This window comes from Aliikangiella marina (genome assembly GCF_007004765.1).
GTDB lineage: Bacteria > Pseudomonadota > Gammaproteobacteria > Enterobacterales > Kangiellaceae > Aliikangiella > Aliikangiella marina.
Map to the genome: position 1 here is coordinate 1,426,129 of NZ_VIKR01000001.1, position 14,504 is coordinate 1,440,632.

15 protein-coding genes are annotated in these 14,504 nt (G+C 42.6%); 5 read left to right on the forward strand and 10 right to left on the reverse strand.

The genetic code is table 11. The annotated features are described in order from the left end of the window. The first annotated feature begins 14 nt into the window (after positions 1–14). The 3 genes from purE to FLL45_RS05610 are packed head-to-tail and all read left to right on the forward strand — an operon-like array spanning position 15 to position 1,818. Positions 15–500 (forward strand): 5-(carboxyamino)imidazole ribonucleotide mutase, encoded by a 486-nt coding sequence (purE, locus tag FLL45_RS05600; protein ID WP_142940990.1) that lies wholly within the window; start codon positions 15–17, stop codon positions 498–500. Next, positions 500–1,600 carry a 5-(carboxyamino)imidazole ribonucleotide synthase gene (locus FLL45_RS05605; protein WP_142940991.1) on the forward strand — a complete coding sequence of 367 codons (1,101 nt, stop codon included), beginning with the start codon at positions 500–502 and terminating at the stop codon, positions 1,598–1,600. Before purE ends, FLL45_RS05605 begins: the two co-directional genes overlap by 1 nt. Before the next feature lie 8 nt (positions 1,601–1,608). After that, the gene (locus FLL45_RS05610; RefSeq protein WP_142940992.1) at positions 1,609–1,818 is read left to right on the forward strand and encodes a CDGSH iron-sulfur domain-containing protein; all 210 of its coding nucleotides are present in this window, start codon (positions 1,609–1,611) and stop codon (positions 1,816–1,818) included. Positions 1,819–1,923: 105 nt separating this feature from the next. On the opposite strand, the gene FLL45_RS05615 is transcribed toward FLL45_RS05610, so the two are convergent. Next, positions 1,924–2,457, reverse strand: a complete 534-nt coding sequence (locus FLL45_RS05615) for a DNA-binding protein (RefSeq protein WP_142940993.1) — start codon at positions 2,455–2,457, stop codon at positions 1,924–1,926. Between the two features lie 516 nt (positions 2,458–2,973). Between FLL45_RS05615 and FLL45_RS05620 the strand changes: the two genes are divergently transcribed. Then, positions 2,974–3,399 (forward strand): TerB family tellurite resistance protein, encoded by a 426-nt coding sequence (locus FLL45_RS05620; RefSeq protein ID WP_142940994.1) that lies wholly within the window; start codon positions 2,974–2,976, stop codon positions 3,397–3,399. Between the two features lie 40 nt (positions 3,400–3,439). Here the strand turns inward: FLL45_RS05620 and FLL45_RS05625 are convergent, their stop codons facing one another. The 4 genes from FLL45_RS05625 to FLL45_RS05640 form a co-directional block, all read right to left on the reverse strand. Further along, positions 3,440–4,192, reverse strand: a complete 753-nt coding sequence (locus FLL45_RS05625; RefSeq protein ID WP_142940995.1) for a CBS domain-containing protein — start codon at positions 4,190–4,192, stop codon at positions 3,440–3,442. Then, on the reverse strand, positions 4,193–4,975 hold the full coding sequence (locus FLL45_RS05630; protein ID WP_142940996.1) for a formate/nitrite transporter family protein: 783 nt from the start codon (positions 4,973–4,975) through the stop codon (positions 4,193–4,195). A gap of 208 nt (positions 4,976–5,183) precedes the next feature. After that, positions 5,184–7,304 (reverse strand): carboxy terminal-processing peptidase, encoded by a 2,121-nt coding sequence (locus FLL45_RS05635; RefSeq protein WP_142940997.1) that lies wholly within the window; start codon positions 7,302–7,304, stop codon positions 5,184–5,186. Between the two features lie 383 nt (positions 7,305–7,687). After that, positions 7,688–8,857, reverse strand: coding sequence for an acyl-CoA dehydrogenase (locus FLL45_RS05640; RefSeq protein WP_142940998.1), 1,170 nt, complete (start codon positions 8,855–8,857; stop codon positions 7,688–7,690). 204 nt (positions 8,858–9,061) lie between these two features. Here FLL45_RS05640 and FLL45_RS05645 point away from each other — a divergent pair, with 204 nt between their 5' ends. Further along, the gene (locus tag FLL45_RS05645; RefSeq protein ID WP_142940999.1) at positions 9,062–9,871 is read left to right on the forward strand and encodes a YiiX/YebB-like N1pC/P60 family cysteine hydrolase; all 810 of its coding nucleotides are present in this window, start codon (positions 9,062–9,064) and stop codon (positions 9,869–9,871) included. A 348-nt stretch (positions 9,872–10,219) separates the two neighbouring features. Here FLL45_RS05645 and FLL45_RS05650 read toward each other — a convergent pair whose 3' ends face one another. The 5 genes from FLL45_RS05650 to tmk all read right to left on the reverse strand — a co-directional run bounded on the left by FLL45_RS05650 (position 10,220) and on the right by tmk (position 14,445). Next, on the reverse strand, positions 10,220–11,167 hold the full coding sequence (locus FLL45_RS05650) for a universal stress protein (protein ID WP_142941000.1): 948 nt from the start codon (positions 11,165–11,167) through the stop codon (positions 10,220–10,222). A gap of 167 nt (positions 11,168–11,334) precedes the next feature. Continuing rightward, positions 11,335–12,105, reverse strand: coding sequence for a TatD family hydrolase (locus tag FLL45_RS05655; RefSeq protein WP_142941001.1), 771 nt, complete (start codon positions 12,103–12,105; stop codon positions 11,335–11,337). 140 nt (positions 12,106–12,245) lie between these two features. After that, a complete protein-coding gene (locus FLL45_RS05660) occupies positions 12,246–12,599 on the reverse strand; it encodes a PilZ domain-containing protein (protein WP_142941002.1) in 354 nt (117 codons plus the stop codon). A 165-nt stretch (positions 12,600–12,764) separates the two neighbouring features. Continuing rightward, entirely contained in the window at positions 12,765–13,751 is a 987-nt protein-coding gene (locus FLL45_RS05665) for a hypothetical protein (RefSeq protein ID WP_142941003.1), read from the reverse strand. 67 nt (positions 13,752–13,818) lie between these two features. Continuing rightward, positions 13,819–14,445 carry a dTMP kinase gene (gene tmk / locus FLL45_RS05670; protein ID WP_142941004.1) on the reverse strand — a complete coding sequence of 209 codons (627 nt, stop codon included), beginning with the start codon at positions 14,443–14,445 and terminating at the stop codon, positions 13,819–13,821. Positions 14,446–14,504: the final 59 nt, after the last annotated feature.

Below are 14,504 nucleotides of genomic sequence, written 5' to 3' on the forward strand. Positions count from 1 at the left end.
AATAAGGAACCTAAATGAACAATGCTCCCGTTGTCAGCATTATCATGGGATCACGCTCTGATTGGCCGACCATGAAAAAAGCGGCTGAAATGCTTGAGGCCCTTGAAATCAGCTATGAGACGCAAGTTGTTTCTGCCCATCGTACACCAGATAGATTGTCTGAATTTGCAAAATCCGCTGACGATCGCGGTATAAAAGTCATCATTGCTGGCGCCGGTGGCGCTGCTCATCTGCCCGGTATGTGTGCTGCAATGACCCATATTCCTGTGGTTGCCGTTCCGGTAAAGAGTTCAGCATTAAGTGGCTTAGATAGTTTATTATCGATTGTCCAAATGCCTAAAGGTGTTGCGGTAGCAACCCAAGCTATTGGAGAAGCCGGTGGCGCAAATGCTGGCTTGATGGCGGCTCAAATGCTATCAATTTCAGATGAGTTACTCTGCGAGAGAATTAAACGTTGGCGTAAGGACCAAACCGACAGCGTACCGGTGGAGGTTGAATAATGCATGTTGTTATTCTTGGCTGCGGGCAACTCTCTCGGTTAATGGCTAGAGAAGGCAAAAAGCTAGGTGTTGATTTCACTTTTGTCGCAATGGGCGACGAGTCTACTGACTGTGTTAATGGGCTTGGTAAGATTGTGCAGTGGCAAGATTCGATGTCTGCAGAGGCATTATTAGCCGAGACAGGAACTCCCGATGCGCTCACCGTTGAACGAGAAAGCATTGATGTTAAGTTGCTGATAGAATTACAAAAACTATGCAATGTTTGCCCGCCTCCAGAAGCGGTTGCAGCCTGCCAGCACAGACTGAAAGAAAAAATGGCACTGACATCGCTCGATATCCCTGCAACACCTTGGCACCCCATATCGGATGAAGCTTCTCTTCATAAAGCCGCTGAGATGTTTGGTTACCCCTTAATCGTGAAATCTTTTGAAGATGGCTATGACGGCAAAAACCAATGGCATCTTCAATCTGCGGATGAACTCGCCGAGCTCGTAAAAACCGAGAAGCCAGAAAACTGGCTCGCAGAACCCAAGATTAATTTCACTCACGAAGTCTCGTTGATTGGCGCAAGATCGGTTTCCGGCGAAGTGAAGTTTTACCCTATCACTGAGAACCACCATGAAGGTGGGATCCTGAAACGCTCTATCGCCCCTTACGAATTGCTCGATTCTACCAAAATTGACGAAATGCAAGCCAACATGAAGCGGCTTATGGAGTCATGGCAATATGTCGGTGTACTAGCAATCGAAATGTTCGTTACAAAGGACGGTTTTACGGTTAATGAAATGGCGCCAAGAGTTCACAACAGTGGACATTGGACGCAAAACAATACGATTACTAGTCAATTTGAAAATCACATTAGAGCGATTCTCGATATGGAGTTAGGCGACACTGAAGTGAACGATTATAGCGGGATGGTCAATATTCTCGGCATGGGAACTCAACAGCCTAAGGTCGATCATGTCGAAGGCGAAGTATTTTTATACGACAAGACGCCGCGCAATGGTCGAAAACTCGGACACGTCAATTTAAGTGATTCGGATAGAGAAAGTCTCGCCCAAAGAATGAGTGCGATTGAGTCACAAATCTATTCCAACTAGTTGCAACAATGAATACCGATAAAGATAAGCCCATTCAATCTTCCGTCTCAATTTTTCAAAAGCCGAGTGGGCCTATTGTAGTAAGCGCTGAGCAAATTGACGTTCAGAAAAATGACGGTGCTAAGCAACAGTTCTTTGGCAAATTGTCACTATGCGGATGCGGCAGGAGCAATAACCTGCCGCTGTGTGACGGTAGCCATAAAAACATCGCGTCTTAAAACTCGGTATACCAGTGTTGTTCCCCTTTCTTGAAGCGCTGAAGGTTGAATTACATACTAGCGACTAATTACCGCTGAAATTTAAGTCGTTTTATTTAAGTCGCTTTATTTGAGCCGCTCAATTTCAGCCTTTAGTGCCTTTATTTTCTTTGTCATTGCTAGCTTGTATTGACGGTAGTCGGATTTAAGTTCTTCATACTCCGCTGATAAATTCGCGAGCTCTGCGCTTCCTTGTTTTCTTAAACGCCGAAGCTGATCGACTTCTTGTTTTAAGTCATCGTTAGCCTTTAAGGCAAAATTCAATTCGGTCTCAAAATCATCCGTCATAGATTGTAAGGCTTGTTGAGACTTTTGCCATTCTTCCTGGCGTTCACGGAAACTCGTTTCGGCTTCACTCAAAGCAGTATTCCACAGAGACTCAAAAGTTGGGATTAGCTTTTCGGGCATCTTGTCAGATAGTAGGTTTTTAGAGCGCTTGTGATTATTTGCCCGCCAAGATTTTAGATGTCTTGATATGGTGGTGTTGCTTCCCGTACCCAAATATTCGCGCACGAGTGCAACAGTCGGACTCTTTCCGTCAAGCAGTAGTCTTGCTGCTGCATCCGAAACATCTTCTAAGGTTACACCGATCCTTGCCATGTGATAACTATCCTTTGTAAATTGTCTCGACTGTTATTGTTTAGCTGTCGAGCCCGTTTCCTTTAGTTGCCAGTTAATCGTCTCTGGTAAACGTTTAACAATGAGCCGTTGCCTCGAAAAACCTTCTCAGCAGTTTTGAAATTGTAACAATGTTTAGGTTTTACCAGTAAATCGCAGCATTTGGTTTTTTAACGTAATATTACGTAATTTAAAATAATACATTTTACTTTAACCAAAAATATCGTTTCCCTAAAAATTGTTTGGTTTACTCTCAATGACTGTCTCTCGATCATAGATCATCGAGATGAGAATTTACAAGGATTTCAACCACTTTTCATTGAATATGAAACTAAAATGTAAAGGGGTTCAGTTTAGATAAATTACCGGACTAAAAACTGAGCGGTTATAACCTGCAATTCGATCACCGATGAAATTAAACATTAATTATTGACGGCCATCAAAATATTCTGCGCTATTTACCGATACCATAAGCAAAAATGATTTATTGGAGTTATTATGTTCGAAGCATTTAAATCGTGGCTCAAACAATCAAATCAGCCACAAAAGCTATTCGATCACCGAGACGAAGAAGAAATCCATGTCGCATTAGCCCATCTGCTCTACCACATCATTAGCATCGACAAGATGGAAAGTTCTCGTGAGAAGGAAACCTTTTGCGAAATTATGCGCGAGGAATTCGAACTTAATGATGAGCAGATTGGCCAACTTTATCATTACGTTGAGTCGCTAAATTCTGATTTTCATAATGACCTACAGACCATTAATGCTCACTTGGTCAAAAACCCTCATTTAAAAATGGCATTCATGCAAAAACTTATTCATATGATGAGTCTAGATGGTGTCAGTAATGCCGAGCTAGATGTGTTTTACGATGCGATGAGAGTGGTTTTCCCTGAATTAGAACCAAAGTCGGCTATTTGAGTCCCCAATTTAACTCCACATAGCATCCCTTTAAATCAATTTATAGCCACAAATCGAGGGGGCCATCTTTAATCATTGAGCGTAAAATATCGCTTCGGGTGATTATACCTGATACGCCCCCTTCGCTCGAAGTGATCGGCATAGCGCCAATACGTTGCTTAAACATCACATTACAAATTTCTTTTATTAATGTTTTCTTACTTGCGGTTAACACGTGATTAGTCATTATGGTTGCTACTGGCTGGCTCAGTTGAGTCGTTGTTAAACTAAATTGATGGTCACTAAATAAGTTAAGAATATCTCTGTCGGCGACAATTCCAACCAACTGCTTGCGCTCATTAACTACTGTAAAATGTCGATAACGAAACCGTCTAAAACTAGCCCAAACTTCCCTCAGGCTCATTGTTTCTCGCAGTGAAACCACTTTTGGAGTCATCAGCTGCTCGGCTAGATAAATTCTTTTTTGCCCGTCCTTGTCACTGTACGGGTTTTGGTGTGCAGATATTATTCTGCTATCTGCTGCTGAGCTTATAGCTGAGCGATTGGCACTCGGTTCTTCCGCTTCTATATTTTCCTGAGTTGTTGCGCGCTCGTGTTCTTTTTGAGCGTTGTTACTGGTAACGCTTTTGTTGTCCGAGCTATCAGCATTTTGACGAGAGTTTCGATCGCGATTAGGTCTATGAACTCTCGCGGATTTTGATAGCTCCTCCAATGGTACTGCTTTATCCAGTTGGTATATTCGCTTTTCTGAGATGGGCACCCCCATACCAACGTTGTAGATCCAAAAACTCATCTAATCATCTCGCAAGTAACACAACCAATACACTAACGCCACAAAAACGCTACCACCAACCACATTCCCCAGAGTAACCCAGGTTAGGTTAGCCAATAAATCAAAAAGTGTAATCTGAATTTCGGATTGCATCATTGCTAAAGGGATAAAGTACATATTGGCAACAGAGTGTTCAAAGCCTAAAGCGACGAATGCTGAGATTGGAAATATTATCGCCAGAATTTTCCCGGCGACCCTCCTTGCAGAAAAACATAACCAAACGGCTAAACAGACCAGCGCGTTACACAATATTCCCCTGACAAAAGCTTGCAACGGCTCTAACGACGTTTTTGCCAAGGCAATATTTATTGCGGTTTGGCCAACTGCGCCCTGATTGCTGGCTAAAATACCGGACAAATCAACCAACAACGCGGTCATTGCTGCGCCGATAAAATTCCCCACATAAACGATTAGCCAATTTCTGAGTAACTGTTGAGTGGTTACTTTCTTATCAGCCCAAGCAATAACTATTAAGTTGTTGCCAGTGAACAATTCTGCACCTGCAACAACAACTAAAATCAGACCAAGACTAAATGTAACGCCCCCGAGTAGTTTAGTCGGTCCATAACCAAACTCGCTGCCGGTAATAGTTTGAGTATAAAACATCGCACCAAATGCAATGAATGCACCCGCTAAGATCCCAAGGGTGATTAATTTGAGAAACGCGCTATTAGCTTTGGTGACTCCGACAGTTTCGGCTATTTTGGCTATTTGGTCGGGTTTATAAGCATCACTCGATTCCATAATCGGTTTTCCTTCTCAATATGCGCGTTTTAGAGCGGGTTATAAAACTAACGATGTGAGTTTCTTTTGCAGTGTTGTTTAATCTAACAATATCGTGTTGTAACCGTGTCCTATTGTAACGGTAACCAATTAGCTGAAATATTGACCAAAAACAAAAAAAGAGGCTTAACGCCTCTTTTAGGTTATTCAAAAGTGTTTTCCTTGAATATTAATTCGCTTTTTTAGTGACCTCCGCGAGCTTGCCACCGCTCTTTAATGCGATAAAATCCACGAGTATATTAGCCGTTTCAACGAGCTTGCTGTCATCGGTTTCTGTCAACTCGGTGTTTTCATCAATCTGAAGAATCGGCTTCTTGCCCGTAGCAATACGACGCTCGTTTTCACGGTCTAGCTGTTTCTGCTTGTCTTTTTTAAGATTCGCTTTACGTTCCGCGAGATTAAGACTGACCGACTTTTCAGCACGTTGCTTGTTGAGTTCCTCAATATCCTTAATTAAGTAGCCGAACTCTCGATCGGTTTTGATTCTTTCAGAATGCTTTTCTTTTAAGACAGGAATAAATTCACCCAAGTTATCAACCGGCTTGAAGTTAACCGGCGCAATAACATCCCAAGGTAGCGCAGAATCATAGCTATTCTCACCGAAATCTTCTCTTGAAAATGGGTCCGGGAAGCTGATATCCGGTATCACACCTTTCATTTGAGTGCTTTCACCCGTGATGCGGTAAAACTTGTTGATGGTAATCTTTATCGCACCATACACATTACTCTCAGAACGGAACCAGTCATTGAGATCAAGAATCCGCTGCACAGTTCCTTTGCCGAAAGTCTGCTCACCGATAATTAATCCTCTACCGTAATCTTGGATCGCTCCAGCAAATATTTCTGAGGCTGAAGCACTTGAGCCATTTACTAAAACCGCTAGCGGACCGTCCCATGCGGTTCCTCGTTGGTCATCTGACAATATCTCAAGATTACCACGACTGCTGCGATCTTGAACCACTGGACCGGTATCAATAAACAGACCCGTTAACGAAGTCGCCTCTTCTAGCGCGCCACCGCCATTGCGTCTTAAATCAATAATCAAGCCATCGAGCGATTTATCTTGTTGCATTTCCTCGATTAAATTTCTGACATCGCGAGTCGTGCTTCTGTAATCTTTTTGTCCTTCGCTTCGTGCTCTGAAATCAAGATAAAACTTTGGTAGATCGATGACACCAACGCGGAATTGTTTTCCACCAGAGTCGATATCGATAACCTCTGATTTAGCCGCTTGATCTTCAAGCTTCACTTTCTCTCGGACAATTTCGACAATCTTGGTTTTACCTTTGACACTGTTGTTCGCAGGTTCTATTTTTAAGCGAACAATGCTACCGGCGTCGCCCCGGATAAGGTCGACAACATCGTCCAATCGCCAGCCAACGACATCAACCATTGGTTCACTACCTTGGCCTACCGCGATCACTTTGTCATCGACATTGACCGAGCCAGACTTGTCTGCCGGCCCGCCGGTAACGATGCGGTTGATCTTAGTGTAAACATCATCAGACTGAAGAACCGCACCGATACCTTCGAGCGATAGCTTCATATCGATGCTGAAATTCTCTGCGTTTCGAGGCGATAAATAAGAGGTGTGAGGATCAACGGTATTTGCGTAGGCATTCATAAAGTAGCTGAAGACATCTTCGCTGTTGATTTGCGCGACTCTGCGCATTGCTGCTTTGTAACGTTTTTCTAAAATTTCTTTAGCTTCATCCAATGTCTTATCAGCGAGTACTAAGTTGAGTGCATCGCTTTTGACCTTCTTACGCCAAAACTCGTCTAATTCCGCCGAGGACACTGCCCAATTACTCTCTTCTCGGTCATATTGATAGATTTCTTTAGTTGTGAAATCCATCTCGCCTTTCAGTTGAGATAAGGCAAAATTGTTGCGCTCGGTCCAACGTTTTTGAAAAACACTATAGATATGGAAGGAAGGCTTCAACCAACCCGTTAAAATCGAGTTATCCATATTATAGCGATACTGCTGAAACTCTTTGATATCTTCGGCCAAGAAATAGGATTTGTTGCCATCGAGCATCTCGATAAATTCATCAAGTATTTCCACTGACTGCTCATTGTCTAAACGTGGTTTGGCGTAATGATAGTCATTGATAAACTTTGCAATATAACGGCTGGCTTGATGGTGGGTAGGACTCGGCGATAAATCCAACATTCTCGGTGCTTCAACGCTCGCTACGTCGACAGAGTCGGTATTAGCAAAGGCGATTAGCGTACTGGACAGGCTTAGGGCGAAAACACTAGAGGTGACAAGCGATTTAATTGAAGGCATTAATACAGGTTCCTTACACTCTCAAAACAAGCAGATAAGACTACTTTCGGATACAGGCTAACGAAATAAACGTTCTACTTACCAGAATAAGACCACAAGCGGCTGCCAAAGTTTATATTATTTAGGCTGACAGCGAGCACGCAAGTTAGACGCAAACCCAAGCGGCTTTCGCTTATAAGACTCAGTCAGGAAATCCTTTTGACCGTTTACTTATTAAATAAATAACCTCTATCGCACAAAAACTCAAGTTAAACCCTTAGAATAATTGTGTGCATTGTAAAATTATGTGTAATTCGTTGTGTTTTATGAGGATTTTTATAATAAAGCCGCATATGAATGCGGCTTTATTGACGCGAAAAGAATTTCGATAGGAGGAGCAAGAATTAGCTGAACGCTTGGATTCCTGTTTGCGCACGGCCCAAAATCAGAGCATGAATGTCATGAGTGCCTTCATAAGTATTCACAGCCTCCAAATTAATCATATGCCTGATGACATGGAACTCGTCACTAATACCATTCCCACCATGCATATCGCGAGCCGTACGAGCGATTTCGAGCGCTTTACCACACGAGTTGCGTTTGACTAGCGAAATCATCTCTGGCTTGAACTGCTTGGCATCGATTAACTGACCCACTCTCAGTGCCCCTTGTAAGCCTAAAGTAATTTCTGTTTGCATGTCAGCTAATTTCTTTTGATAGAGCTGGTTAGCCGCAAGTGGTCGACCAAATTGACTGCGGTTTAGGCCGTATTCTCTGGCAGCGTGCCAACAGAATTCTGCAGCCCCCATAGCTCCCCAAGCGATGCCGTATCGTGCCATGTTCAAACAACCGAAAGGGCCACCAAGTCCGCGAATGTCAGGAAACATATTTTCTTCTGGAACAAAGACTTCATCCATGACAATTTCACCAGTAATCGATGCTCTCAAGGAGAATTTACCCTCGATCTTTGGTGCACTCAGCCCCTGCATGCCTTTCTCGAGCACAAACCCACAAATTCTATCTTCTTCATTCTTTGCCCAAACAACAAACACATCTGCCACGGGTGAATTGGTTATCCACATCTTGCTGCCTGAAATCGAATAGCCTCCATCAACTTTTTTGGCGCGTGTTTTCATTGATGCGGGGTCAGATCCGCTGTCAGGCTCGGTCAAACCAAAACACCCTATCCACTCACCGGTCGCCAGTTTCGGAAGATATTTTTCTTTTTGGGCTTCAGAACCATAAGCGTTTATGGGATGCATAACCAAACTTGACTGAACACTCAACGCGGACCGATAACCACTATCGACTCGTTCCACCTCTCGAGCGACCAGACCATAAGCGACGTAACTGACACCGGCACAACCATATCCTTGAATGGTTGAGCCTAATAAACCTAATTCACCCATTTCACGCATGATATTGACATCAAACTCTTCGTCTCGGTGAGCTTTTTGCACGCGAGTTTGAAGTTTTTCTTGGCAATAATTGCGTGCCATGTCGCGAATCATTCGCTCGTCTTCTGTCAATTGCTCATCAAGTAAAAATAAGTCGTCCCAAATTTCCAGTGTCATAATTTTCGCCGTATTATCGTTGAAGGGTAAAAAACTGGGCCTAGTCTAGCCAAAATCTCAAACGGTATCTAGTTGTAATATTGAGCAATATCAACTATACCTAAAAATAAATAAGCTTATAATATAAGCGACTGATTTATAATTACTATTTCGCCGCCACTCGGTGGTCTTATGAGTTAACATTAGGTTAAATATCGAAGTAACATGTCGCTAAAAAGCCGTATTGAAAAATGGTTAAATCAAGAAACGCCGCCGGCGAGATTTCCGATCTGTGATTTTGAAAAGCTCAGCTACGCCGTGCGCCCAGGCGACGTTGTTTTAGTCGAGGGCAGAACGCGGGTTTCAGATGTTATCCGAATCATTACCCAAAGCCGCTGGACCCACTCGGCGCTATACATCGGTAGATTGCACGACATTCAAAGCCAAGAGTTTCGTGATAAATTAACCACACACTTTAATGCCGAGCCTAATCAACAATTACTTATTGAGGGGATACTTGGTAAAGGAATGATTGTCACTCCATTAGAAGATTATCAAAAAGACAATTTAAGAATTTGCCGACCTTCGACTTTATCGGCTGCAGATGCACAGAATGTGGTAAATTACGCTATCGGCAAGTTGGGTGTCGGTTACAACATCCGTCAGTTATTTGATCTCGCCAGGTTCATATTTCCTTGGAGAATATTGCCGCGGAAGTGGCGCTCTAGCCTATTTACACGCAACCCAGATGTCGTCACCAAAACGGTTTGCTCTTCGCTAATCGCAGAAGCGTTTTATTCTGTGCAATACCCAATTTTACCGCTGTTTCGCCAAGTCGGAAAATTGGGCATTGAGTTAATTCCTAGGAATACACGCTTGTATACCCCTGCAGACTTTGATTACTCGCCATATTTCGATATCAAGAAGTTCCCTTTTATGGGGCAGTCAAGTCACAGTCCCTACCGAGACTTGCCGTGGAATAAGGATGGCGTCGTTGGGCATGGTGATAAAGATTTTGACTTGTACCATAATTAAGCCGCCGATTATTAGCCCTTTCTTTTCAAGTAGTTACTCTAGACCCCAGATGTTCTCTAATTTATAACTAAAAAGCGTCAAAAGTATCTTTTAGAGTCCAAACTGTTCTCAAAATAATTTCTAAAAACTGGCAATTCAAAGTGTTTGGACTAAGTTTATATATAGCAAGAGCGTTGTTTAATTTTTATTCAATTGTGAAGAATCTTAGCTTCTTCTTCTACTTCCCCTACCCCAGGTTATCTGCGAAAGAGCCTGGGATTTTTTTATTTAGCGACAAAAAAATCCCGGCAAAAACCGGGCAATACGCGATGTAACTTTTTATATTTAGTGAAAGCGCACCGATACGAATTATTCGGACTTTGGTACATTCACCGATAAGATGTCACAGTTAACCGTATCAAGAATCTTTTCTGCAGTACTGCCGACCAAGCCAGAATGATAAACAGTCCCCAAGACCAAAAGATCGATATTAAATTCATCGACGAGGTCCGGCAGCAACTGTTCTGGATAACCTTCGACTAAATGGAGTTGCGCTTTCTCAAAATTAAATGGATTAACCACAGCATCGAACTGATCTTGTAATCCCTGCTTTAATTCATTGACATAATCGGTGTAGTTATTTTCGCCCATTGTAAAATCAGACGGCCCCATACCAACTCCCATTCCCATGCCAATATCGCTCCATAATTGATACTCAATTGGCGAGTAACAATGACAGACTCGGTTTTGTCCACCGAGCTTGGCAGCCAGTGTCTGTCCGGTCTTAATGATTTGCGCATCCAGTGTTTCTGGCTTTTGGTGGTCGTGAGATGGGTCAATGCCACACATAATGTTTTTGTATTCTTGTTTATTGCGCGACTTGGCTAATATTAGCGGCACAGGGCAAGACTTCATCAATTGCCAATCGTTAGGTGTAAATAATACTTTATTAATTGTAGGATGGTGATGGGTTGATTTTATAACGAGATCAGCTTCAATCGCTGTTGCTTGTTCTATCACCGCTTCATACAGCGGTTTGTGCCAAACAACATTAACGGTCCGTTTGATGCTTGCGTCATCAGTATCAGATAGAAAGCTCTCTACCCAGCGTCTTTGGGAGTTGATATATCCTTGCTTGGCAGCCTCTAACTCATCCGAGTTAAAAAATAGATTGGTTAATAAACCGCGATTGTAGACCACTAAAAGCAGTTCGACACTCGCATCGTAGACTTTAGATAAATAGAGCGCTTTTTCTAGCGCTGGTTGGTCTTCTCGGTTTGGATCCATCACAACCAAGATTTTATTGATTGATTCCATCGCGTATACCTCGTCTTTTTTAATTAATATCAATTAACAAATATCGACTAAGGTGCTCAATAATCGTCTCGATTAACCTCTGGGCACAATTTTAGTATATGCGTTACAAACACAAACACATTGACGTAAAACAAATAAATTAATGAATATTTGAGATATTTAACGGCTTACTTAAGGAATAACTGAGCAAAATTATCCGTTGTTTGTTGGGCAATTGTTTGTAAGCTTACGTCTCGAATTTCGGCAATACATTTGGCCACATCAAGTACGTGTCGAGGCGAATTCGGTTTGCCTCTAAAAGGTACTGGTGTGAGATAAGGACTATCAGTCTCAACTAATATTTTATCCGAAGGCAAGACCTTAGCAACTTCCCTTAATTCTGCAGCATTGCGGAAAGTTACGATTCCCGAAAACGAAATATAAAAACCCATCTCAATTGCGGCTAAAGCCATCTCAAGAGACTCTGTAAAACAATGTAAGACGCCGCCGACTTTATCTGCTTGGTTGTCAGCTAGAATTTTAAGTGTGTCTTCGCGAGCATCACGGGTGTGAATAATCAGTGGCTTTTGTGACTCAACCGCTGCAATAACATGAGTTTCAAATAAAGCGAGTTGCTCTTCTTTGCTCTCTTGCGCGTAGTAATAGTCTAAACCGGTTTCTCCTATTGCGACGATTTTTTCGTGTTGCGCTTGTTCGACCAAATAAGTTTTGTCAACTTGTTGCCCTTTTGTGTAGAGTGGATGAATACCGACCGAAGCGTATACGTCCTCGTGTTGACTCGCAATATTTAACACATCGGCTTGATTATCGACATTAATTGCCACGCAAAGAAACTGATTAACGCCCACTTCTCTCGCTGCCTGAAGCGCAGCATCGAGTGAACCATCAAAAGGAGATAAATCTAATCGGTCTAAATGACAATGTGAATCGACAAGCATGTTAATTTGTTCAAAAAGGCGTATTTATAGAGAGGCAGATTCTAGCGAAAAACCAACAGCGATCGCTAGGGTGAGTTAATTTAATTTAGCTATAAAGGGATAATCAAAATTGTTGACAGCCTGATAGCGTGTCATATCACCTACATTGTATGAGTGATCCGATCAGACTCTAGCGCACCAGCCAAGTGCGTTTCGATTTTGTTACGAGTGACACCCTTGTCTTGTTGACTAAACTGAACGCCTATACCTCTTGCTTTGTTTCCTTGGGCTCCTTTCGGCGTAATCCAAATAATTTTACCGGCAACCGGCAAGCGATCTTTTTCGTCCATTAAGGTCAACAACATGAACACTTCGTCACCGATATTGCATTGCTTGTTGGTCGGAATAAATAAACCACCATTTTGCACAAAAGGCATATAGGCGGCATAAAGCGCGCCTTTGTCTTTTATCGTCAGTTGCATGATTCCGTGTTTCGGTGATCCGGGTGTAGACATATCTTTTCTCTCGATTAAAAAATCGTTGCTAACATAAAACCTCGATTAAAACAGCAATGCTAGCGCAATTATTAGTCTCAAATTACTTGAGTCTTTTGTATTAAACCAACGAAGAATACCCTATCTGGCTTTTTCTGCGAAGATAAATTACTTGAAGTAACTGATTTAACTATTTGAATAATGGACTAATTTTTTGCCAAATTCAAACCATTGTATCAATATTACTTCGATTTGTAGACGCGTTTGCAGGTTGCTTCCCGCTTGTTGAGCTCTTTTTAGCTCTAACAGCTTAGCATATATTTGAAAAATTAACCGATGGGGAATTCTTTGGTATCTGTCTTGGTGCAGTTTGAGCGCTTGACACTTCTCGACATGATAAAAATAATTAGTCACTTCATCGATTATCGAGTCGCCAGTACTATCCACTTGGTCCAAAAATTCTACCGGAGTCAATTGGTTTAACAGCACCCTGTCAAGCTTATCAAAGAATGACTTTACCAGTGAGGCGCCTTCTTCGTTAAGGTATTCCAATGCGGCTAGCGGCGCCCAGTAACTCGTATCGAGTGCATCTTTTACTTCAATTTCAGGCGCATCTACTTGGCTCTGTAGCCAAGGTATCAAAGTTTCTCCGGTTAATTCAGGCTTGATCAATTGGCAACGGCTTCTAATGGTTGCCGGAATACTCGCTTGGTTATTCGCCAGTAACACTAAAATCGTGTCTTTACCCGGTTCCTCTAAGGTTTTTAGTAGTGCATTAAATGAGGCCGTTGTCATCGCTTCGACCGAATGAACTAAAGCAATACGGAAACCGCCAAGCTGAGCGGTATCCCTGAGATTAGCAGTTAACTCTCGAACTTGTTCTATGCCAATTGACTTCTTCTGTTTGCCTTTTGCGTCGACTAATTTATCAACTCCATAAAAGTCTGGGTGAGTGCCTGCATCAAACAATTGGCAGGATTTACACTCGCCACAACTACCGGATAAGTCTGCTACTTGAGAACACAACAAAGATTTGGCAAACCCGAAAGCAAAAGCGGCTTTACCACTCTTTGGTGGTGATTGAATCATTAAAGCATGCGGCATACGCTCATTGAGCAATGCTTGAGAGAGATTCTCGTTAATGTTGTCAAACCAAGGATATTCAGTCAGCATAAAGGCACTAGTCGCGGCATTTTAATCTCAGATAATTTAGCGTTGTTCCACTTGAGCAACTTGATAACTAGCAAAACTCGCGCAGGGCAAGCCTCAACGACGCTTGAACCGTCGCTATATCTGGCGCAGCATCTATCACTTTAATTCTATCCGAATATTTCCGAGCCCGTTGAAGATACGCTGCTCTTATCTTTTCATAAAAGTCCAGTTTTTCAGTTTCGAAGCGGTCGGGTTTACCTCTTTTTCGAGTTCTTGCCATCCCCTCTTCAACCGACATATCCAATAGTATAGTCATGTCCGGTTCAAACCCCGCGAGCGTCCATTGTTCGATTTCAGCAATCCGGTCCACACTAATTCCTCTACCACCGCCTTGATAAGCGAAAGTGGCGTCTGTGAACCGATCGCATAATACCCAGTCTCCATTGTCGAGCGCGGGCTTAATCAGAGTATTCACATGCTGGCTGCGAGCGGCAAACATCATCAGTAGTTCTGCATCTGGGTCGACCTGTTCTTGGCGATTCGACAAAAGGATGTTTCGCAAATCCTCGGCCAGTGGCGTACCGCCTGGCTCTCGGGTTACAACCACTCGATGACCTTGAGACTCGATATATTCTCTAACAAAATTAAGACTAGTGGTTTTTCCAACACCTTCGCTACCCTCGAGCGAAATGAATTTACCGCGTTGTTTTGACATAGTTATTATTCTTCATGAGTTTAAGGGATATTTTACGCTATCGCTTCTGTCTCTGTCGA

Bases quoted from the DNA above. Each gene is read 5' to 3' on its own strand.
- purE (WP_142940990.1), top strand. From the start codon at position 15: ATGAACAATGCTCCCGTTGTCAGCATTATCATGGGATCACGCTCTGAT.
- FLL45_RS05605 (WP_142940991.1), top strand. From the start codon at position 500: ATGCATGTTGTTATTCTTGGCTGCGGGCAACTCTCTCGGTTAATGGCT.
- FLL45_RS05610 (WP_142940992.1), top strand. From the start codon at position 1,609: ATGAATACCGATAAAGATAAGCCCATTCAATCTTCCGTCTCAATTTTT.
- FLL45_RS05615 (WP_142940993.1), bottom strand. From the start codon at position 2,457: ATGGCAAGGATCGGTGTAACCTTAGAAGATGTTTCGGATGCAGCAGCA.
- FLL45_RS05620 (WP_142940994.1), top strand. From the start codon at position 2,974: ATGTTCGAAGCATTTAAATCGTGGCTCAAACAATCAAATCAGCCACAA.
- FLL45_RS05625 (WP_142940995.1), bottom strand. From the start codon at position 4,192: ATGAGTTTTTGGATCTACAACGTTGGTATGGGGGTGCCCATCTCAGAA.
- FLL45_RS05630 (WP_142940996.1), bottom strand. From the start codon at position 4,975: ATGGAATCGAGTGATGCTTATAAACCCGACCAAATAGCCAAAATAGCC.
- FLL45_RS05635 (WP_142940997.1), bottom strand. From the start codon at position 7,304: ATGCCTTCAATTAAATCGCTTGTCACCTCTAGTGTTTTCGCCCTAAGC.
- FLL45_RS05640 (WP_142940998.1), bottom strand. From the start codon at position 8,857: ATGACACTGGAAATTTGGGACGACTTATTTTTACTTGATGAGCAATTG.
- FLL45_RS05645 (WP_142940999.1), top strand. From the start codon at position 9,062: ATGTCGCTAAAAAGCCGTATTGAAAAATGGTTAAATCAAGAAACGCCG.
- FLL45_RS05650 (WP_142941000.1), bottom strand. From the start codon at position 11,167: ATGGAATCAATCAATAAAATCTTGGTTGTGATGGATCCAAACCGAGAA.
- FLL45_RS05655 (WP_142941001.1), bottom strand. From the start codon at position 12,105: ATGCTTGTCGATTCACATTGTCATTTAGACCGATTAGATTTATCTCCT.
- FLL45_RS05660 (WP_142941002.1), bottom strand. From the start codon at position 12,599: ATGTCTACACCCGGATCACCGAAACACGGAATCATGCAACTGACGATA.
- FLL45_RS05665 (WP_142941003.1), bottom strand. From the start codon at position 13,751: ATGCTGACTGAATATCCTTGGTTTGACAACATTAACGAGAATCTCTCT.
- tmk (WP_142941004.1), bottom strand. From the start codon at position 14,445: ATGTCAAAACAACGCGGTAAATTCATTTCGCTCGAGGGTAGCGAAGGT.